Origin of the sequence: Pseudomonas extremaustralis (assembly GCF_900102035.1) — a bacterium.
In the GTDB taxonomy this organism is placed as follows: Bacteria; Pseudomonadota; Gammaproteobacteria; order Pseudomonadales; family Pseudomonadaceae; genus Aquipseudomonas; species Aquipseudomonas extremaustralis.
Map to the genome: position 1 here is coordinate 839,705 of NZ_LT629689.1, position 19,946 is coordinate 859,650.

Consider the following 19,946-nt stretch of genomic DNA (forward strand, 5'->3'; position numbering starts at 1 on the left):
CTGTCAGTCGATATCGCACTGACTGATGCACCGCTATCGGGAGCAAGCCCCCTCCCACTTTGGGTTGTGTGTGGTGTCTGGGCGATCAGCGGCGCAGGTATGAGCCGAAGTCGATATCCCCGGCGCTGAGGATCGCTTGCACCCGGTTGTGCACATTCAATTTGCGCAGGATCGCCGACACATGGGCCTTCACCGTGGTTTCGGCGATCTCCAGGGTGTAGGCGATCTGTTTGTTCGACTCGCCCTTGGTCATCCGTTCCAGCACCAGCAACTGCTTGCGCGTCAGCGCCTGCAGCAGTTCGGGGGCGAAGCCGGGGTTTTCGTTCAGGCGTCGGTGGGTGCCGCTTTTCTGCGTGCGGATGATGTCCGGCGGCAGGTACACATTGCCGTTGAGAATCTGCTGGATCGCCTCGGTCATCTGCTGGCGCGGCGAGGACTTGGTGATGAACCCCACGGCGCCATAGGTGATGGCTTGCAGCACGATCTGCTTGTCCTGCTCGGCCGAGACGATCACCACTGGGATGGTCGGCGCTTCGTTGCGCAGGTTGATCAGGCCGTTGAGGCCGTGCATGCCGGGCATGTTCAGGTCGAGCAGGATCAGGTCGAGGTCGTCGTGGTCCTGGGTCAACGCCAGGGCACTGTCCAAGTCAGCGGTTTCCATCACTTCACTGCCGGGGAAACCATCGCTGATGACGTTGTGGATCGCTTCGCGAAACAGTGGGTGATCGTCGGCAATCAGGATTTTGTACATGGCCGTTCACCTTTCTTATTGTGGTTATTCAAATGGCTCGGGTTGGGCGACCGACACCGGCAGCTTTGCCGCTTCCCACGCATCCAGACCGTCGCGATACCAGTACACAGAGGTATAGCCCAGGCTGGCGGCACGTTTTACCGCGTTCCAACTCAACCAGCAATCGGCGCGGCAATAGAAGACCAACGGTCGGGCGAGGTTGCCGCCGCTGTAGGTGTACAGGTGGCGCACGAAATAGCTTTGCCATTCGGGCGTGAGGTCGCCGTCGCCGGTGTTGGCCAGCCAGTGGCTGCCGGGCAGGTTGGCGTGGGGCTGGTCTTCGATGAAGCGGCCTTGCAGCCACTGGCGGCGGTACACGTCGATCAGCACCGGGGCCGGGGTTTGGGTCAGCAAGGTTTGCAGGGCCGGGGTGTCGACGATGGTCGCGCCCTGCAGATGATCGGGCGTGGGGCTGCGGTACAGGCTGATGCGGTAGCCGTCGGCGGAAAATAACGGCGTATCGGCCTGGGTATTGAAGGCGAACAGACACAGCAGTGCCAGCAGGGGCAGTCGGGCGTGCAGCATGGCAGGTCGATCCTTATCGTTATGCCGCCATTACACGTGAGTCCCGAGCCCTTGGGAATGCGACGATAGACAGGAAAACCGGTACTAAAGTAGTAGTTTTATGCGCCCTCAGCCCTTTTTGCGCAACGCCGCATGTTGGGGGTTGAAGGTCAGCACCGCCAACAGCGCGAACAGCATTGTCAAGCCCAGGCACACCGCCAGGGCCAGGCCGGCGAAACGTTCATAGAGGGCAAAGCGCACCAGTTCGACGGCGTGGGTGAAGGGGTTGATTGCGCACAGCCAATACAGCCACTCGCTGGAGTCGCGCATTTTCCACAACGGGTACAGCGCCGACGACATGAAGAACAGCGGGAAGATCACGAAATTCATCACCCCGGCGAAGTTCTCCAGTTGGCGGATCGCATTCGACAGCAACAGGCCCAGGGCGCTGAGCATCAATGCCACCAGCAGCAAGGCGGGCAGGGCGATCAGCAGGCCCATGGCCGGCGGTTGCACGCCGTAGATCCAGGCAATCGCCAGGAAGCCGTACACCTGCAACAGCGAAATCAGCGCGGTGGCGAGCAACTTGCTGCACAGCAAAAACGTGCGCGGCAGCGGGCTGGTCAGCAGCACGCGCATGCTGCCCATCTCGCGGTCGTAGACCATTGACAGCGACCCCTGCATGCCGTTGAACAGCAGGATCATGCAGGCCAGCCCAGGGATGATGTAGACCTCGTAGGGGATGTAGGTGTCGTAGGGTTCGATCACCGAGATACCCAGCGCGGCGCGAAAGCCGGCGGCGAATACCAGCAGCCACAGCAGCGGGCGCACCAGGGCGCTGAGAAACCGCGTGCGCTGCAACACAAAGCGCAGCCATTCGCGCAGCACGATGCCGCGCAAGCATTGCCAGTAAGCGTTCATGCGGCGGCTCCCGTGGCGCTGGGGCGGGTCAGGCGCGCGAAGACGCTGCCCAGGTCGCCGCCTTGTTGTTCGATCAGGGCGTCGACTTGCCCGCTGGCCACCAAGTGGCCCTGATGCAGAATCATCAAGGCGTCGTCGGCCTGCACTTCATCGAGCAGGTGAGTGGTCCACAGCACGCTGATGCCTTGTTCGAGGCACAGGCTGCGCACGTGCTGGTTCAGCGCCAGGCGGCTGGCGGGGTCGAGGCCGACGCTGGCTTCATCGAGCAGCAGCAAGCGCGGTTCATGCAGCAACGCCCGGGCGATTTCCACGCGGCGCCGGTGCCCGCCGTTGAGCTCGCGGACTTTTTCGCGGCGCCGTTCGCTGAGGGCCTGGCGCGCCAGTTCGGCGTCCACCCGCAGGCTGGTCTGGCGCCGCGACAAGCCATGCAGCGCGGCGTGGTAGCGCAGGTTCTGTTCGACGCTCAAGTCCAGGTCCAGGGTGCTTTGCTGGAACACCACGCCCAGTTGGGTGAGGGCCGCGCGCGGTGCGTCGCGCAGGGAATGGCCGCCGACGCGGATGTCGCCGCTTTGCAGGTCATACAGCCGCGTGAGCAGGGCGATCAAGGTGGATTTGCCGGCGCCGTTGGGCCCCAGCAACGCGGCAAAGCGCCCCGGTGCCAGGCTGAAACTCACCTCATGCAAGGCCTGGCGGGCGCCATAGGCGAAGCTCAGGGCGTGCACATCGAGGGCATTCATGGCGTGACCACCACGCCCCATGGGTAGCGCCCGACTTTTACCGACTTGATCACCTTGAGGCTGTCCACATCGATCACCGACACATCGCCGCTGACGCCATTGGTGGCCAGCAACTGTTTCTCGTCCGGGCTGAATGCCAGCTGCCACACCCGGCGGCCCACCAGCAGGTAGTCGAGGATCTCGAAGGTCTTGGCGTCGATCACCGCCACATGGTTGGCCGGGCCGAGGGCGACGAAGCCGTACTTGCCGTCGGCGCTGAGCTTGATCCCCACCGGTTGCACCTTGTCCGGGTGCACGCCCTTGATCTTGAAGGTCAGGGTCTTGAGGATCGCGCGGCTGGCCACGTCGAGGATGGTCACGGTGCCGCCGATCTCCGCCGAGGCCCACAACTGTGAGCCATCGTGGTTGAACTCGACGAAACGCGGACGCTGGTCCACCAGGGTGCTGTCCACCAGGGTCTGGGTGCTGGTGTCGATCCAGTGCAGCATGTTCGTGGTTTCGCTGGTATTCACCGCCCACTTGCCGTCCGGGCTCACGGCCATGCCTTCGGGCTCGACGCCGACGTTGATCTGGCCGAGCACTTTAGAGGTCTCAGTGTCGATCACCGTGACCAGCGCATCGTCTTCGTTGGACACATACAGCCAGCGGTCATTGGGGTGCAGGGCGAACTGCTCGGGGTCTTTGCCGGAGGGCAGTTCCTTGATGATCTTGCGCGTGGCCACGTCCATCACTTGCACGCGGTCCGAGTCGCTGGCGCAGATGTACAGCAGCTTTTTGTCATGGGACAGCAGCAGTCCGCGTGGGCGCTGGCCGACCTTGAGGGTGTCGGTGACTTGCAGGGTCTGCATGTCGATCAGGCTCAAGGTGTTGTCTTTCTCGTTGGAGACCCAGGCGGTGCTGGCCACGGCGTGCCCGGCGGCAAGCAGCAGGGCGCATGAGAGCAGGGTGCGGCGCATGGCGGATTCCTTATTATTGTCGGTTGGCGATCAGGGAAAGCGGCAGGTCACCTCGGGCTTGTCGTAGCCCAGGCTGTCCATTTCGTTGAAAGGGTGCAGGAAACCGTCCTGGGGCGAGGTGGTGACCAGGGCGCGGGGTTGCACGATGGGGATCGGTTGGCGCAGTTGGCCGTTCCAGGGGCGGTAGCTGAGCTTGCGGCCCTTGAAACCGTCCAGGGGCAATTGCTCGCTGATTTCCAGTTGGCGGATGGTCATGGGGTCGACCTGGCGCAGTTTGCTCACCGCACTGGCGACGCTGCGCACGGCCATCCACGCGGCGAAGTCGCGGTCGTTCATCCAGCGCCCGGCCAGGGCCTCGAAGCGTTTTTGCAATTGGGCGGCGCCGTAGGTCTCGACGGTCTTGTGCCAGCCAGTGGGCGTCAGGCCCTGGGTGCCGGCGACGGGGCGCGGGTACCAGGTCTGGTAGGGCACGTATTCGCCGAAGTCACCGCGCTCGTCGGCCACCAGCACCACATCGTATTCGGCGGTCTGGGTGAACAGCGGCATGTCCGCCTGGGCGGTGCGGCGTTGGTCGTTGTCGAAGCGCCAGGCTTTCTCCGCCACCAGTTGCACGCCGAAGCGCTTGGCGGCGCGGCGCAGGGCAGCGGCGTAGGCTTGGTCGTCGTCGGTGGGGCCGACGATCAGCAGCGCCTTCTGCCATTTGCGCACTACCAGGAACTGCGCCAGTGCATCGGCGAGCATGGCGCGGCTCGGCAGGGTGTGCAGCACGTTGCCCAGGCAGTCGGTGCTGCGCAGGCTGTCATCGGGGCTGCCGGCGTTGAACAGCAGGCTGTCGGGCAGCGCCGCGCTGAGTTGGCGCAGGCTGGCGGCGGGGGCGTTGACCACGAACAGGCGCAGGCCCTGGGCGTGCTGGGCCTGGGCGGCGGCGAGGAGGGCGTCGGGGCTGTCCGCCGTGGCGGTGGTCAGGCTGTAGCGCTGGTTGAGAAACGCGCCGGTGCTGTTGCTGTCGATGATCGCCAGTTCGGCGCCGCGTTGCCCGGCGTCGGTCGGTTCGGGAATCACATTCGACAGCAACGGTCCCGGATCGGGCCGGTAGCCCAGGTAGCCGATCTGCACCGCCAGCGGTGCCTCGGCGGCCTGGGTGGCGGTGGCCAGCCCGGCGGCGCAAGCGATCGCCAGCAGGTAGATCACGGCGTAGGGGGCGAGCTGGCGCATAAGGCACTCCATGTCAGGTCGCCTCAGCATAGGAAGCCTTGGGGGCGCTGCAAATATGCAGAAAGTAGCGCTGGGGCAGTACCAAGGTAGTAGCCACGCGCTGGTGATGGGGTCTTAGCATGGGTTACCGCCCCTTCACGCTGACTCGGGAGATGATCGATCATGCAAATCCTCAAAGCATTGCTGTTGCCGTTCCTGCTGATCGTCAGCCTGATCGGTGTCGACAAGCTGCACGCGCCCCTGCAAGCGGTGAGCGCGCCCGCCCGCTTGGCGCACTAGGCATGTCGGCCCTGTGGCGCATCAACCTGTGGGTGTGCGGTTTCTTCGCCTTGGTCGCCAGTGCCTGCACCGCTCTGTTGCTGCACCAGGCCCTGGCGGATGTGGAGCGCGAGCTGCAATCGGCCGAGGCGGTGGTGCATTACCTGAGCGAAACCGCCGAGCGCGACCCCGCCAGCCTGCAACCGCGCCTCACCGCGAGCCTGCGCCATGTGCGCGTGCATTGGCTGGGTCCTGGCGAAACCCTCAACGCATCGCTGCCGGACGGCCTGGATGCCTGGCTCGGCCGCCTATTGTTTGCCGAGGCGCGACGCAGTGCCCAGGTGCTGGACCTGCCGGATGGCCGCCGCGTGTCCATCGCCGTCGACCCTCGGGATGAACTCGACGAAGTCTGGGACTCCCTGCAACAACTGTTGAGCCTGTGCGCCCTGGCCCTGGCCCTGAGCCTGCTGACCATTCGCTGGGCGGTGCGCCGTGGCATGGGCGTACTCGATGAACTGCTGCGCGCCTTGCAGCAAGTGTGCGCCGGCCAGCTCAATGTGCGCCTGCGCAGCGCCGGTTCGCCGGAGGCGCGGCAACTGGCGCTGCATTTCAACCGCATGACCGGCGCCCTGGAGCAGGCGCGCACCGACAACACCCAATTGACCCAGACCCTGATGGCGGTGCAGGAGCAGGAGCGCAACCACCTGGCCCAGACCCTGCACGACGACCTCGGCCAATACCTGGCCGGCATCCGCGCCCAGGCCTGCCTGTTGCGGCTGGTCACCGACCAGCCGCAGTTGCTGACGCGCACGGTGGCGCAACTGGAAGATCACTGCGACCACTTGCAGCAAGGCTTTCGCGCGCTGGTCCATGACCTGTACCCGGTGGCCCTGCAACACCTACCGATGGCCGAGGCGTTCGCGATGCTGGTGACCCAGTGGCAGGCCAGCCATGGCATCGATTGCCGCTTGCGGGTCAGCGCCGATCTGCCGACGCTGTCCGGGGCCAGCAAGACCCATCTGTATCGCCTGCTGCAAGAAGCCCTGACCAATATCGTGCGGCATGCCGATGCCAGCCAGGTGCACGTGCGCCTGCAACATTACGGTTCACGCCTGCGCCTGTGGGTGCGCGACAACGGACGCGGGGCGCCCGCGCCGCAGCGTCCCGGCGTGGGCCTGTATTCGATGTATGAACGCGCGCGCTGCCTGGGCGGCGAACTGAAAATCCTCAGCCACCCCGGCGCCGGTTGGGCGCTGGCGTTGAACATGCCATTGGAGGCCTGATGAATATCTTGTTGGTGGATGACCACGCGGTGGTGCGCCAGGGCTATGCCAGCCTCTTGCGGGCGTTGTTGCCGGCCATCGAAGTGCGCGAGGCGGCCAGCGGCGAAGAAGCCCTCAGCCGCGTGCAGGAAGCGGTGCCGAACCTGGTGATCATGGACTTCGGCCTGCCCGGCATCAGCGGCCTGGAAACCACCCGCCGCCTGCGCCAGCGCCTGCCCCAACTGCGCGTGCTGTTCTTCAGCATGCACGACGAGCTGCCGCTGGTGCGCCAGGCCCTGGATGCGGGCGCCTCGGGCTACCTGACCAAAAGCTCGGCGCCTGAAGTGTTGATCGAAGCGGTGCGACGTATCCTCGACGGCCACGCCTATATCGAACAGGCCCTGGCCACCGAACTGGCCTACACCCCCAGCGATCAACGCTTGCAAGGCATGACGCCACGGGAGCTGGAGATTTTCCTGATGCTGGCCAGGGGCACCCCGACCCGGGCGATTGCCGACCAGCTCAATATCAGCAGCAAGACCGTGTCCAACCACCTGACCTTGCTCAAGAGCAAATTGCAGGTCAGCTCCCATGCCGAACTGGTACACCTGGGGATCGACCTGGGCGTGGTGCGCGTGGCCGGCTGATCCGCCCTGTAGGGGCGAGCGTGCTTGCGAAAAACGTCAACGATAACGCGGAAAACCTGATTCCCCGCGGCGGTCTCGGGTTTTTCGCGAGCGAGCTCGCTCCTACATTTGAATGGCGGTGTTTTAACGGTTCCAGGTGGTGGGGCAGCCGTTGCAGCCTTCCATGTTGGCGTCCTGGAAGTTCGCATAGTGCTGGCGGCTGCCGCTGAGGCTGGCGTTTTCCAGGTTGCTTTCGCCGAACTTGGCTTCCTGCAGATTCGCATCGCTCAGGTCCGCCCCTTGCAGGTCGGCCTTGCTCAGCCAGGTCATTTCCAGGTCTGCGGCCCGCAGGTTGACCTTGTGCATTTTCGCCCCCGAGAGCCGGGCGAATTGCAGGTAGGCGCCGCCGAGGTTGGCGTTTTCGAATTGCGCGCCCTGGGCGAACAGCCCCCAGCCCTGGATCGCCATCAGCGTCGCACCGGTGAAATCGGCCAGGCGCAGGTTGCTTTGTTGCAGGCTGGCGCGGGTCAGGTTGGCGCCCTGCAACTGAGCTTTCTCCAGGTTGGCCAGGTCGAGGTTGGCGTGGCGCAAGTCCGCATCGCGCAGGTCGGCGCCGGCCAGGTTCATGTGGCTCAGGTCCTGGTTGCTCAGGTTGGCACCCTTGAGGTTGGCACCGGGACATTGGCTGTGGGGGGCGAGGGTGCAGCCGTGGATGATCAGGGGTTGGTCGTCGCCGTCGTCGGCGTGGGCCAGCGGCAAGGCCAGGAGTAGCAGGAAGGGTAGGTAGTTCATCACAACACCTCGAAGAGGGGAGAGTGGGCAAGGGGCCGCCGCGCGACCCCTTGCCCTGGGGTGGGTTATTTCTGCGCGGTCTTGTTATCCCAGCTCGGGATCTTGAACACCCAGAACGACCCGCCCTGTGCCACCGGCTTGGTCAGCTCGGCCATGTCGCCGCCCCACAACGGCACCGCGCCGCCGTAGCCGACGGTCACGCCGATGTACTGCTCGCCATCCTGTTCCCAGGTGATCGGCGGCGAGACGATGCCGCTGCCGGTCTGGAACTTCCACAGCTCCTTGCCGGTTTTCGCGTCGAAGGCCTTGAAGAAGCCGTCGCCGGTGCCGGTGAACACCAGGTTGCCCTTGGTCGCCAGCACGCCGGCCCACAGCGGCAGGTGTTCCTTGTGCTCCCACACCACCTTGCCGGTGGTCGGGTTCATCGCCCGCAGGGTGCCGACGTGGTCCTCGTACATGCGCTTGATGCGAAAGCCCATGCCCAAGTAAGCCGAGCCTTTCTTGTAGTTGACCTCTTCGGTCCAGTATTCCTCTTTCCACTGGTTGCCAGGGATGTAGAACAGGCCTGTGTCCTGGCTGTAGGCCATGGGGTTCCAGTTCTTGCCGCCGAGGAACGGCGGCGAGACTTCCACCGGCTTGCCCTTGGTTTCGCCCGGCAACGGCTTGGCCGGACGCTGACCTTCGTTTTCTACCGGGCGACCGGTCTTCAAGTCGATGTGGCTGGCCCAGGTGATGTTGTCGACGAACGGGAAGGCGTTCTGCAGCTTGCCGTTGTTGCGATCGACCACGTAGAAGAAGCCGTTGCGGTCGGCGTGGCCGGTGGCCTTGATTACTTTGCCGTCCTTGTCCTTGTAGTCGAACAGCACCAGTTCGTTGTTGCCGGAGAAGTCCCAGGCATCGTTCGGGGTGTGCTGGTAGAACCATTTCACTTCGCCGGTGCTCGGGTCGACGCCGACCTGGCCGGAGGTGTAGAGGCTGTCGAAGTCGTGGGGGTTGCCGTCCTTGGCGGTGCGCGCCCAGGTGTTCCACGGGCCGGGGTTGCCGGCGCCGACGATGATGGTGTTGGTCTCGGCATCGAAGCTCGCGCTCTGCCAAGGGGCGCCGCCGCCGTGGCTCCAGGCTTCGACCTTGCCGGTTTCGGTGGTCGGGTCATCCGGCCAGGACGGCGCTTTGACGTCGCCGGTCGGCGTGCTGTCCTTGCCGTTGAGGCGGCCCATGTGGCCTTCCACGAACGGGCGCATCCACACTTCTTCGCCGGTGTCCGGGTCCCGTGCGAACAACTGGCCGACCACGCCGAATTCATCGCCGGAGCTGCCGTGGATCAGCAGCACCTTGCCGGTCACTTTGTCTTTGATCAGCACCGGGGCGCCGGTCATGGTGTAGCCGGCGGCGTGGTCGCCGAATTTCTTGTTCCACACCACTTTGCCGGTGTTTTTGTCGAGGGCGATCAGGCGCGCGTCGAGGGTGCCGAAGTAGATCTTGTCGCCGAAGATCGCCGCCCCGCGGTTGACCACGTCGCAGCACGGGCGAATGTTGTCGGGCAGGCGGTGGTTGTAGGTCCACAGGCGCTTGCCGGTCTTGGCGTCGAGGGCGAATACCCGGGAGTAGGAACCGGTGACGTAGACCACGCCGTCGCTGACGATGGCCTGGGATTCCTGGCCGCGCTGTTTCTCGTCGCCGAACGAGTAGGACCAGGCCGGGGTGAGCTTGAATACGTTCTTGTCGTTGACCTGGGCCAGCGGGCTCCAGCGCTGGGCGTTGGTGCCCATGCCGTATTGCAGCACGTCCTTGGTGGTCAGGTGATCGTTGGCGATGTCTTCCCAGGTGACGTTGCGGGTTTGCTTGGCCACCGGTTCGGCGGCGGCTTGGCTCGCGGCGCTGAGGGACAGGCCGCCCACCAGCAGGCAGGCTTGCAGGGCAAGACTTAAAGGTGAGAGGGCGGGTAGCGATCTTATTGTCATGGTTGCAGTTCCCAGTGGAGGTTTTGGCCTGCACAGGGTGGAGCGCCGGGGCCTGGGACGGATACGGAAAAACTCCCGCTGTGGCCGGGAAGACTTCCCGAGGTGCCGCTGTTTTAGGCGTGCCCCACAAGCCCTACTACCAAGGGAGGATAAGGCGGCCACCAAAGCAGCATACGGCCCATGCCCCAGGGTTCCTAAGATGGTTGCCATAGCCTCTGCAATGAGGTTTTGCGTGCAATCCTGAGGGCAAAAATAATGACAACAAAACACAATGCCTTGCTCGTCGCCGGGCTGTTGGCCGGTTTGATCGGTGCAGGCTCGGCCTGGGCCCATGGCAACGTGGTTCCGCAACCGGTCGAAACCAAGGGCCTGACCTCCATCAAAGACGCCGGTGTGCCGGTCAACGAAGACGGCTGGGCGGCGGTGAACCCGTATCGCACCTCGCCGGAACATGACCGCGCCGTAGAGATCGGCTCGTCTGCCTATAACCAGAACTGCGCCGCCTGCCACGGCCTGGAAGCCAAGTCCGGCGGGATCGCCCCGGACCTGCGCATGCTGGATGTCGGCGAAGCCGGTGATGAGTGGTTCGTTGAACGTGTGCGCCACGGCGCCGTGCGCGACGGCCGCGTGTACATGCCGAAAATGGCCGACTACTTGAGCCAGGAAGCCCTGTGGGCAGTACGTACCTACCTGGACACCGTGCACGTCGAGGAGTAAGCCATGCGCCTGTTCGCTTATGTGCTCGGCCTGGCCCTGCTGTGTTGCCAGACGGCACAGGCGCAGGTGCGCAGCTATGACCAGATGATCGCCGCCGGCGAGATCAAAGTGGCGGTGTACAAGGACTTCGCGCCCTACAGCTTCCAGGACGGCGACACCCCACGGGGTGTGGACGTCGAGCTGGCCCAGGCGCTGGCCAAAGCGATGGGTGTGCAGCTGACCCTGATCTGGGCGCCGGCCGGGGAAAAACTCGACGACGACCTGCGCGACTACATCTGGCGCGGCAGCCAGTTGCATAACCAGCAACTGGCCGACCTGATGATGCGCGCGCCCTACGACCGCAATTACGCGCAAAAGCGTAACGACCAGGGCGAGCTGGAAAACGGCCACGTGGTGATGTTCGGGCCGTACCAGAACGAACAATGGCAAGTGGCCTACGACCGCCGGCGCCTGGACAAAGTCGCCAGTGTCGCGGTGTTCGAGCAGCACCCGATCGGCGTCGAAGTCGACAGCGTGCCCTCGTTCTACCTGACCTCGGTGTTCAACGGCATGCTCGCCGCCAAGACCCATCACTACCCCGATGTGCCCCAGGCCTTTGCGGCGATGAAAGCCGGCGAAGTCGATGCGGTCATGGCTATGCGTGGCGAGATCGACTGGCAGGTGCATGAAGCCCACGACCCGCAACTGGCCCTGGCCGAGAACGCCTACCCGAACATGGGCAAACAGCGCTGGGAGATCGGCATGGCGGTGCACGAAAGCAATCGCCAGCTGGCCTATGCAGTGGAGGAGGCGCTGGAAGGCCTGATCCGCGACGGCTCGGTGCAAGGCATCTATAGCCATTACGGCCTGCAATACGAAGTGCCCGAAATGTACCAATAGGAGCAGGCGATGATCTGGCGACTGAACGTGCGACTGAGCTGCGTGCTGGCCTGCCTGTTGCCGTGGGCGGCCCATGCCGCCGACGTCGACCCCGGCAAGGACCCGGTGCCCTCGGTGATGTGGGCCTTCTACCACAAGCAGTTGCTGGCCGACGCGCCGTTCGTGTTCGACGAGCGGGTCAAGCTGCTGGCGCCGCCGTTCGCCGAGGATGCGCGCCAGGTACCGTTGGAAATCGACGCCCGGGCGTTCAACGGCCATGTGGTGAAAATCCTCGCCTGGGCCGAGCTCAACCCCCTGCCGAAAATCGTCGACTTCCAACCCAAGGCCGGGGTGCTGCCGTGGCTATCGCTGCGCATTCGCATCGAACAGGCCACGCCGTTGCGCGCCGCGGTGCTCACCGATGACGGCCTGTGGCACGTCGGTTCGACCCTGATCGACGCAGCCGGCGGCGGCTGCACCGCGCCCAGCGTGGTGCGCACCCAGCCGGGTTGGGAGGAGCACATCGGCGAGGTGCTCGGCGGACGCTACCCGCGCGGCGAATTCAGCCGCGTGCGCGTGCAGGTGGCGCACCCGATGGACAACGGCATGGTCAGCGGCATCCCCGAGTTCTACATCAACCACGCGCAACTGCGTGGCAGCGACGACCGGGTGCTGGCCGAGCTGGCGCTGTTCCCGGCGGTCAGCGAAAACCCCAACCTGGCCTTCGACATCGAAGCGCCGGGGCCGACCCGCCTGGTGCTGCGCGACAACAGCGGCAATGAATTCGACGCAGCCATTCCCTGACCAGAAGGAGCGCGGCATGCGCTGGATTCTATTGCTGTGCCTGAGCCTGAGCCTGCCGGCCCTGGCCGACCTCGACTACGCCCTCAAGCCGCGCCTGATCGCTGAGGACACCTGGCTGCTCGAAGGCAGCACCGACAACTTCGCCAAGTCCAACGGCGGCAACATCGTCAATACCGCGTTCATCGTCACCGATGCCGGCGTGGTGGTGATCGACACCGGACCCTCGCGGCGCTACGGCGAGGCCATGCGCCAGGCCATCGCCCAGGTCACCGCCAAACCGGTGATCCAGGTGCTGCTGACCCACCATCATCCCGACCACGCGCTGGGCAACCAGGCCTTCAAGGACGTGCCCATCGGCGCCCTGGCCGACACCACGCGGCTGCTGCACGAGCAGGGCGACGGCATGGCGGAAAACCTCTACCGCATGGTCGGCGACTGGATGCGCGGCACCGAGGTGGTGCTGCCGACCCAGGTGCTGGAGCCCGGCGTCATGCATTTCGGTCGCCACGATTTACGTCTGCTCGCGCTCACCGGCCACACCGGCGCCGACCTGGCGATCCTCGATCAGAGCACCGGCGTGCTGTTTGCCGGCGATCTGGTGTTCTACCAGCGAGCCCTCACCACCCCCAACAGTCCGGGGCTGGCGGTGTGGCAGGCCGACCTCGACACCCTGCAAGCCTTGCCCTGGACCTTGATCGTGCCCGGCCACGGCCCGGTGGCCAGCGATGCGCAGCCCTTCGAGCAGATGCGCGACTACCTCGGCTGGCTCGACCAGCTGCTGCGCGACGGCGCCGCCCACGGCACCGATATGGCCGAGATGATCCGCAGCCCCATCCCAGAGCGCTTCGCGACCATCAACCTGAGCCGCTATGAGCTGATCCGCAGCGTCAGCCACCTGTACCCGCGCTACGAGCGCGAACAGATGCAGCGCGTGGATTCGACCCGCTGAGCGGTCGTACCCGCTACTAAGGAACTAGCAATCTCGATATTGCGGTCAATTGTGACAACTGCCCCTGCGCCCAAGAATCAGCACCAGACCGGGAAAATTTCCCGGGTATAACAAAAAACCGCAGAGGTAGCCGTCATGACCCAACCCGCACGCCGCCAACCCTTCGCCTTGAGTGTGTTGCTCGGTGCCATCCTGTTATCCGGCCAGGCCATGGCCGCGGTCACCGACCAGGACATCCTCCAGGACCCGAAAAACCCAGGGCAGATCGTCACCAACGGCCTGGGCGTGCAGGGCCAGCGCTACAGCCCCCTCGACACGCTGAACGTGGACAACGTCAAGGACCTGCGCCCGGTCTGGGCCTTCTCCTTCGGTGGCGAGAAACAGCGCGGCCAGCAGGCGCAGCCGATGATCAAGGACGGGGTGATGTACCTCACCGGGTCCTACTCGCGGGTGTTCGCGGTGGATGCGCGCACCGGCAAGAAACTCTGGCAGTACGATGCGCGCCTGCCCGATGACATCCGTCCGTGCTGCGACGTGATCAACCGTGGCGTGGCGCTGTATGGCGACCTGGTGTTCTTCGGCACCCTCGACGCCAAGCTGGTGGCCCTGAACAAAGACACCGGCAAAGTGGTGTGGAGCAAGCAAGTCGCCGACCACAAGGAAGGCTACTCGATCAGCGCCGCCCCCCTGGTGATCAACGGCAAGCTGATTACCGGCGTGGCCGGTGGTGAGTTCGGCGTGGTGGGCAAGATCCAGGCCTACGACCCGAAAAACGGCGAACTGCTGTGGATGCGTCCAACCGTAGAAGGCCATATGGGCTATGTCTACAAAGACGGCAAGGCCGTGGAAAACGGTATTTCCGGCGGCGAGGCGGGCAAGACCTGGCCCGGCGACCTGTGGAAGACCGGCGGCGCGGCGCCGTGGCTGGGCGGTTACTACGACCCGGAAACCAACCTGCTGCTGTTCGGCACCGGCAACCCGGCGCCGTGGAACTCGCACCTGCGCCCCGGCGACAACCTGTATTCGTCCTCGCGCCTGGCGCTGAACCCGGATGACGGCACCATCAAGTGGCACTTCCAGAGCACGCCTCACGACGGCTGGGACTATGACGGCGTCAACGAGCTGATCTCCTTCAACTACACCGAAGGCGGCAAGGAAATCAAAGCGGCGGCCACCGCCGACCGTAACGGCTTCTTCTACGTGCTCGACCGCACCAACGGCAAGTTCATCCGTGGCTTCCCATTCGTCGACAAGATCACCTGGGCCACCGGCCTGGATAAGAACGGCCGCCCGATCTACAACGAAGCCAGCCGCCCAGGCGCGCCGGGCAGCGACACCAAAGGCACCTCGGTATTCGTCGCCCCGGCGTTCCTCGGCGCGAAGAACTGGATGCCGATGGCCTACAACCGTGACACCGGGCTGTTCTATGTGCCGTCCAACGAATGGGGCATGGACATCTGGAACGAAGACATCGCCTACAAGAAAGGCGCGGCGTTCCTTGGTGCGGGCTTCACCATCAAGCCGCTCAACGAAGACTACATCGGCGTGCTGCGCGCCATCGATCCGAAGACTGGCAAGGAAGTCTGGCGCCACAAGAACTACGCGCCACTGTGGGGCGGGGTGCTGACCACCAAGGGCAACCTGGTGTTCACCGGTACGCCGGAAGGTTTCCTGCAGGCGTTCAACGCCAAGACCGGCGAGAAGGTCTGGGAATTCCAGACTGGTTCCGGCGTGCTCGGCTCGCCTGTGACCTGGGAAATGGACGGCGAACAATATGTGTCGGTGCTCTCCGGCTGGGGCGGCGCGGTGCCGTTGTGGGGCGGTGAAGTGGCCAAGCGCATCAAGGACTTCAACCAGGGCGGCATGCTCTGGACCTTCAAGTTGCCCAAAGAACTGGTCGCCAAACACTAAAACTACGACCAAATGACAAGACCCCCCCTGCCAACGGCGCATTCGCCCGGCAGCGGGGGCTCTTTACTATCGGGTCATCGCCTGTTGACCGACAGGCCCGGACCCAGACAGAGGCCTCAACATGATCTACGCACAACCTGGCACCCCTGGCGCCATCGTCAGCTTCAAGTCGCGCTACGGTAACTACATCGGCGGCGAGTTCGTCGCCCCGCTCAGCGGTCAATACTTCACCAACACCTCGCCGGTGACCGGTGAGCTGATCGCCGAATTCCCGCGCTCCAATGCCGCCGACATCGACGCCGCGCTCGACGCTGCCCATGCCGCCGCCGACGCCTGGGGCAAGACCTCGGCCCAGGACCGCTCCCTGGTGCTGCTGAAAATCGCTGACCGCATCGAGCAGAACCTCGAAGTGCTGGCCGTCGCCGAAACCTGGGACAACGGCAAAGCCGTGCGCGAAACCCTCAACGCCGACGTGCCCCTGGCCGCCGACCACTTCCGTTACTTCGCTGGCTGCATCCGCGCCCAGGAAGGCGGGGCCGCCGAAATCAACGAACTGACCGCGGCCTATCACTTCCACGAGCCGCTGGGCGTGGTCGGGCAGATCATTCCGTGGAACTTCCCACTGCTGATGGCCGCCTGGAAACTCGCCCCGGCCCTGGCCGCCGGTAACTGCATCGTGCTCAAGCCGGCCGAACAGACGCCGCTGTCGATCATGGTGTTCGCCGAGCTGATCAACGACCTGCTGCCACCGGGCGTGCTCAACATCGTCCAGGGCTTCGGTCGCGAAGCCGGTGAAGCGCTGGCCACCAGCAAGCGCATCGCCAAGATCGCGTTCACCGGTTCCACCCCAGTGGGCGCGCACATCATGCATGCGGCCGCCGAGAACATCATTCCGTCCACCGTGGAACTGGGCGGCAAGTCGCCGAACATCTTCTTCGAAGACATCATGAGCGCCGAGCCGCAGTTCATCGAAAAGGCCGCCGAAGGCCTGGTGCTGGCGTTCTTCAACCAGGGTGAAGTGTGCACCTGCCCGTCGCGGGCGCTGGTGCAGGAGTCGATCTACGACGACTTCATGAAAGTGGTGATGAAAAAGATCGTCAAGATCAAGCGCGGCAACCCGCTGGACACCGAAACCATGGTCGGCGCCCAGGCGTCCGAGCAGCAATACGACAAGATCCTCTCCTACCTCAAGATCGCCCAGGAAGAGGGCGCCGAGCTGCTCACCGGCGGCGCGGCCGAACGCCTGGAAGGCGACCTGTCCACCGGTTACTACATCCAGCCGACCCTGCTCAAGGGCCACAACAAAATGCGCGTGTTCCAGGAAGAAATCTTCGGCCCGGTGGTGGGTATCACCACCTTCAAGGACGAAGCCGAAGCCCTGGCCATTGCCAACGACAGCGAATTCGGCCTTGGCGCCGGCCTGTGGACCCGCGACATCAACCGTGCCTACCGCATGGGCCGCGCGATCAAGGCCGGTCGCGTGTGGACCAACTGCTACCACTTGTACCCGGCGCACGCAGCGTTCGGCGGCTATAAGAAGTCGGGTGTGGGCCGTGAGAACCACAAGATGATGCTGGACCACTACCAACAGACCAAGAACCTGCTGGTGAGCTACGACATCAACCCACTGGGCTTCTTCTAACCCTCAGGGGTGAAATACAAGCCAAGGTGGGAGGGGGCTTGATGTGGGAGGGGGCTTGCTCCCGATAGCGGTGTGTCAGATGGAACTGTTTTGACTGACGCATCGCTATCGGGAGCAAGCCCCCTCCCACAAGGTATAGGCCTCCCACAAGGTGTAGGTCTGCTACCAAGGCATGCTTCAGGCTCGTTCCAAAGTAGCATTCGCCCCTTTGATCCCCCCATGCATTAATGCCTTTACCGGAATCTTCCGGCACAACAAGAGGAACGCCCCATGTGGACTAAACCCGCGTTTACCGACCTGCGTATCGGCTTTGAAGTGACTATGTACTTCGCCAGCCGCTGATTCACCCCCCGGCCAGCCTCGCGCTGGCCGGGGTCGTTTTGGGAATGACTCTTTGGTCTGATTGCAATCGCGCGAAGATCGGCTAGTGTGGAGCGCATATCCCAAAAAATAATAACAACAGGCTTCCAATGAGCCCCAATCTGAGCCTCCTGCGTAAATTCGTCTCGCCTGAAATCATCTTTGGTGCCGGCTGTCGGCACAACGTCGGCAATTACGCCAAGACCTTCGGTGCGCGCAAGGTGCTGGTGGTCAGTGACCCCGGTGTGATCGCCGCCGGCTGGGTCGCCGACGTGGAAGCCAGCCTGCAGGCCATCGGCATCGACTACTGCCTGTACAGCGACGTCTCCCCCAACCCCCGTGTCGAAGAAGTCATGCTCGGCGCCGAGGTGTACCGCGACAACCATTGCGACGTGATCGTGGCCATCGGCGGCGGCAGCCCCATGGACTGCGGCAAGGCCATCGGCATTGTGGTCGCCCATGGGCGCAACATCCTCGACTTCGAAGGCGTGGACACCATTCGCGTGCCCAGCCCGCCGTTGATCCTGATTCCCACCACCGCCGGCACTTCGGCGGATGTTTCGCAGTTCGTGATCATTTCCAACCAGCAGGAGCGCATGAAGTTCTCCATCGTCAGCAAGGCGGTGGTGCCCGACGTGTCGCTGATCGACCCGGAAACCACGGCGAGCATGGACCCGTTCCTGTCCGCCTGCACCGGCATCGATGCGCTGGTGCATGCGATCGAGGCGTTCGTCTCCACCGGCCACGGCCCGCTGACCGACCCCCATGCGCTGGAAGCCATGCGCCTGATCAACGGCAATCTGGTGCAGATGATCGCCAACCCGGCGGACATCGCCCTGCGCGAGAAGATCATGCTCGGCAGCATGCAGGCGGGGCTGGCGTTCTCCAATGCGATCCTCGGCGCGGTGCATGCCATGTCCCACAGCCTCGGCGGCTTTCTCGACCTGCCCCATGGCCTGTGCAACGCGGTGCTGGTCGAACACGTGGTGGCGTTCAACTACAACTCGGCGCCGGAGCGCTTCAAGGTCATCGCCGAGACGTTCGGCATCGACTGCCGCGGCCTCAACCATCGGCAGATCCGTGGGCGCCTGGTGGAGCACCTGATCGCCCTCAAGCACGCGATCGGCTTTCACGAAACCCTCGGTTTGCACGGGGTGCGCGTCGCGGATATTCCATTCCTGTCCCAGCATGCGATGGACGATCCGTGCATCCTCACCAACCCCCGTGAGTCCAGCCAACGTGATGTCGAGGTCGTGTATGGCGAAGCACTCTGACGACCCGCAGCGCGCCCTCGCCGGGTTGCTGGGATTGGGCGACCAGTCGACGCGCAAGAGCCATTACCCGGAACTGGCCACGCGACTGGGCGAGCTGGAGGCCGAACGCAACCGCTACATCCGCCTGAACGATGAACTGGAACAGCGCGTCGCGGCGCGCACCGACGAACTGCTCGAAGCCAACCGCAACCTGCAACAGCAGATCGCCCAGCGCGAAAGGGTCGAGAAGGACCTGCGCGACGCCCGCGACGCCGCCCAAGCCGCCAACCGCAGCAAGGACAAGTACCTCGCCGCCGCCAGCCATGACCTGCTGCAACCGCTCAACGCGGCGCGCTTGCTGATCTCGACCCTGCGCGAGCGCAACTTGCCCAGTGTCGAGCAGGTGCTGGTGGAGCGCACCCACCAGGCCCTGGAAGGCGCCGAGGATTTGCTCACCGACCTGCTGGACATCTCGCGGCTGGACCAGGCGGCGGTCAAGCCGGATGTGGCGCTGTATCGCCTGGACGAGCTGTTTGCGCCGCTGATCTCCGAATTCCAATCGGTGGCCCTGGCCGCCGGGCTCAACCTGCGGGCCCACATCGGCCATTACGCGATCCGCACCGACCTGCGCCTGGTGACGCGCATCCTGCGCAACTTCCTCAGCAACGCCTGCCGCTACACCGACGACGGCTGCATCCTGCTCGGCGCCCGCCGTCGCGGCGATCGCCTGCGCCTGGAAGTGTGGGACACCGGGCGCGGCATCGCGGCCGACCGGCTCGAGGCGATCTTCCTCGAGTTCAACCAGCTGGATGTGGGCCGCGCTTCGGACCGCAAGGGCGTGGGCCTGGGCCTGGCGATTGTCGAGCGCATCGCCGAAATCCTCGGCTACCCGGTGTCGGTGCGTTCGTGGCCGGGGCGCGGCTCGATGTTCAGCATCGAAGTGCCCATCAGCGAAGAGATGCCGTTGGCCATCAGTCAGTTGCCGGCGCAAGCGACCACGGGCAACCCGCTGCCGGGGCGGCGCCTGCTGGTGATCGACAACGAGGTGAGCATCCTCGAAAGCATGCATGCGCTGCTCGAACAGTGGGGCTGCGAGGTGATCACCGCCACCGATCAGGCCGGGGCCATGCTGGCGTTGCAGGGCAGGGCGCCGGAATTGATCCTCGCCGACTATCACCTTGACCACGGGGTGGTGGGCTGTGCGGTGGTCAAGCACCTGCGCGAGCATTTCGAACAGCCGATCCCGGCGGTGATCATCACCGCCGACCGCACCGACCAATGCCGCCGCGCGCTACGGCGCCTGGAAGCGCCGATGTTGAACAAACCGGTCAAACCCGGGAAGTTGCGGGCGGTGTTGAGCCAGTTATTGGCCTAGAGGTTTGATACCTGTCAACACGGCCTGCGGCATTTTGCATCATGCTCCGGGCCTG

Annotated in this window: 19 protein-coding genes; 11 read left to right on the forward strand and 8 right to left on the reverse strand. The window is 64.3% G+C overall.

Annotated elements, in window-relative coordinates:
• Positions 1 to 85: 85 nt before the first annotated feature.
• From BLR63_RS04235 to BLR63_RS04260, 6 genes are all read right to left on the reverse strand, one after another.
• A complete protein-coding gene (locus BLR63_RS04235) occupies positions 86 to 751 on the reverse strand; it encodes a response regulator transcription factor (protein WP_010564852.1) in 666 nt (221 codons plus the stop codon).
• A 24-nt stretch (positions 752 to 775) separates the two neighbouring features.
• A complete protein-coding gene (locus BLR63_RS04240; protein WP_010564853.1) occupies positions 776 to 1,315 on the reverse strand; it encodes a PQQ-dependent catabolism-associated CXXCW motif protein in 540 nt (179 codons plus the stop codon).
• Between the two features lie 108 nt (positions 1,316 to 1,423).
• The gene (locus tag BLR63_RS04245) at positions 1,424 to 2,215 is read right to left on the reverse strand and encodes an ABC transporter permease (RefSeq protein WP_010564854.1); all 792 of its coding nucleotides are present in this window, start codon (positions 2,213 to 2,215) and stop codon (positions 1,424 to 1,426) included.
• Positions 2,212 to 2,952 (reverse strand): ABC transporter ATP-binding protein, encoded by a 741-nt coding sequence (locus BLR63_RS04250; protein ID WP_010564855.1) that lies wholly within the window; start codon positions 2,950 to 2,952, stop codon positions 2,212 to 2,214. The genes BLR63_RS04245 and BLR63_RS04250 overlap by 4 nt, the downstream gene beginning before the upstream one ends.
• Complete coding sequence (locus BLR63_RS04255; RefSeq protein ID WP_010564856.1) at positions 2,949 to 3,908, reverse strand: YVTN family beta-propeller repeat protein; 960 nt, start codon at positions 3,906 to 3,908, stop codon at positions 2,949 to 2,951. Before BLR63_RS04255 ends, BLR63_RS04250 begins: the two co-directional genes overlap by 4 nt.
• A gap of 30 nt (positions 3,909 to 3,938) precedes the next feature.
• Positions 3,939 to 5,123, reverse strand: coding sequence for an ABC transporter substrate-binding protein (locus tag BLR63_RS04260; protein WP_010564857.1), 1,185 nt, complete (start codon positions 5,121 to 5,123; stop codon positions 3,939 to 3,941).
• Between the two features lie 281 nt (positions 5,124 to 5,404).
• Between BLR63_RS04260 and BLR63_RS04265 the strand changes: the two genes are divergently transcribed.
• Together BLR63_RS04265 and BLR63_RS04270 are read left to right on the forward strand one after the other, a co-directional pair.
• Positions 5,405 to 6,664, forward strand: a complete 1,260-nt coding sequence (locus BLR63_RS04265; RefSeq protein ID WP_010564858.1) for a HAMP domain-containing sensor histidine kinase — start codon at positions 5,405 to 5,407, stop codon at positions 6,662 to 6,664.
• Complete coding sequence (locus BLR63_RS04270; protein ID WP_010564859.1) at positions 6,664 to 7,290, forward strand: response regulator transcription factor; 627 nt, start codon at positions 6,664 to 6,666, stop codon at positions 7,288 to 7,290. The genes BLR63_RS04265 and BLR63_RS04270 overlap by 1 nt, the downstream gene beginning before the upstream one ends.
• 123 nt (positions 7,291 to 7,413) lie before the next feature.
• On the opposite strand, the gene BLR63_RS04275 is transcribed toward BLR63_RS04270, so the two are convergent.
• Together BLR63_RS04275 and exaA are read right to left on the reverse strand one after the other, a co-directional pair.
• Positions 7,414 to 8,061 carry a pentapeptide repeat-containing protein gene (locus tag BLR63_RS04275; RefSeq protein WP_010564860.1) on the reverse strand — a complete coding sequence of 216 codons (648 nt, stop codon included), beginning with the start codon at positions 8,059 to 8,061 and terminating at the stop codon, positions 7,414 to 7,416.
• A gap of 65 nt (positions 8,062 to 8,126) precedes the next feature.
• Positions 8,127 to 10,022, reverse strand: coding sequence for a quinoprotein ethanol dehydrogenase (gene exaA / locus BLR63_RS04280; protein ID WP_081480362.1), 1,896 nt, complete (start codon positions 10,020 to 10,022; stop codon positions 8,127 to 8,129).
• 255 nt (positions 10,023 to 10,277) lie between these two features.
• On the opposite strand from exaA, the gene pedF reads away from it, so the two are divergent.
• The 9 genes from pedF (at position 10,278) to BLR63_RS04325 (ending at position 19,891) form a co-directional block, all read left to right on the forward strand.
• Entirely contained in the window at positions 10,278 to 10,739 is a 462-nt protein-coding gene (pedF, locus tag BLR63_RS04285; RefSeq protein ID WP_010564862.1) for a cytochrome c-550 PedF, read from the forward strand.
• A 3-nt stretch (positions 10,740 to 10,742) separates the two neighbouring features.
• On the forward strand, positions 10,743 to 11,618 hold the full coding sequence (locus BLR63_RS04290) for a substrate-binding periplasmic protein (RefSeq protein WP_010564863.1): 876 nt from the start codon (positions 10,743 to 10,745) through the stop codon (positions 11,616 to 11,618).
• A 21-nt stretch (positions 11,619 to 11,639) separates the two neighbouring features.
• Positions 11,640 to 12,401 carry a quinoprotein dehydrogenase-associated SoxYZ-like carrier gene (locus tag BLR63_RS04295; RefSeq protein ID WP_042946812.1) on the forward strand — a complete coding sequence of 254 codons (762 nt, stop codon included), beginning with the start codon at positions 11,640 to 11,642 and terminating at the stop codon, positions 12,399 to 12,401.
• A 16-nt stretch (positions 12,402 to 12,417) separates the two neighbouring features.
• Positions 12,418 to 13,350, forward strand: a complete 933-nt coding sequence (locus BLR63_RS04300; protein WP_010564865.1) for a quinoprotein relay system zinc metallohydrolase 1 — start codon at positions 12,418 to 12,420, stop codon at positions 13,348 to 13,350.
• 135 nt (positions 13,351 to 13,485) lie between these two features.
• The gene (locus tag BLR63_RS04305) at positions 13,486 to 15,261 is read left to right on the forward strand and encodes a PQQ-dependent methanol/ethanol family dehydrogenase (RefSeq protein ID WP_010564866.1); all 1,776 of its coding nucleotides are present in this window, start codon (positions 13,486 to 13,488) and stop codon (positions 15,259 to 15,261) included.
• Between the two features lie 121 nt (positions 15,262 to 15,382).
• The gene (gene exaC, locus BLR63_RS04310) at positions 15,383 to 16,903 is read left to right on the forward strand and encodes an acetaldehyde dehydrogenase ExaC (protein WP_010564867.1); all 1,521 of its coding nucleotides are present in this window, start codon (positions 15,383 to 15,385) and stop codon (positions 16,901 to 16,903) included.
• Between the two features lie 270 nt (positions 16,904 to 17,173).
• Positions 17,174 to 17,245 carry a pyrroloquinoline quinone precursor peptide PqqA gene (gene pqqA / locus BLR63_RS04315; RefSeq protein WP_010209364.1) on the forward strand — a complete coding sequence of 24 codons (72 nt, stop codon included), beginning with the start codon at positions 17,174 to 17,176 and terminating at the stop codon, positions 17,243 to 17,245.
• Between the two features lie 128 nt (positions 17,246 to 17,373).
• On the forward strand, positions 17,374 to 18,537 hold the full coding sequence (gene ercA / locus BLR63_RS04320; RefSeq protein WP_010564868.1) for an alcohol dehydrogenase-like regulatory protein ErcA: 1,164 nt from the start codon (positions 17,374 to 17,376) through the stop codon (positions 18,535 to 18,537).
• The gene (locus tag BLR63_RS04325) at positions 18,521 to 19,891 is read left to right on the forward strand and encodes an ATP-binding response regulator (RefSeq protein ID WP_078834759.1); all 1,371 of its coding nucleotides are present in this window, start codon (positions 18,521 to 18,523) and stop codon (positions 19,889 to 19,891) included. Before ercA ends, BLR63_RS04325 begins: the two co-directional genes overlap by 17 nt.
• Positions 19,892 to 19,946 lie beyond the last annotated feature (55 nt).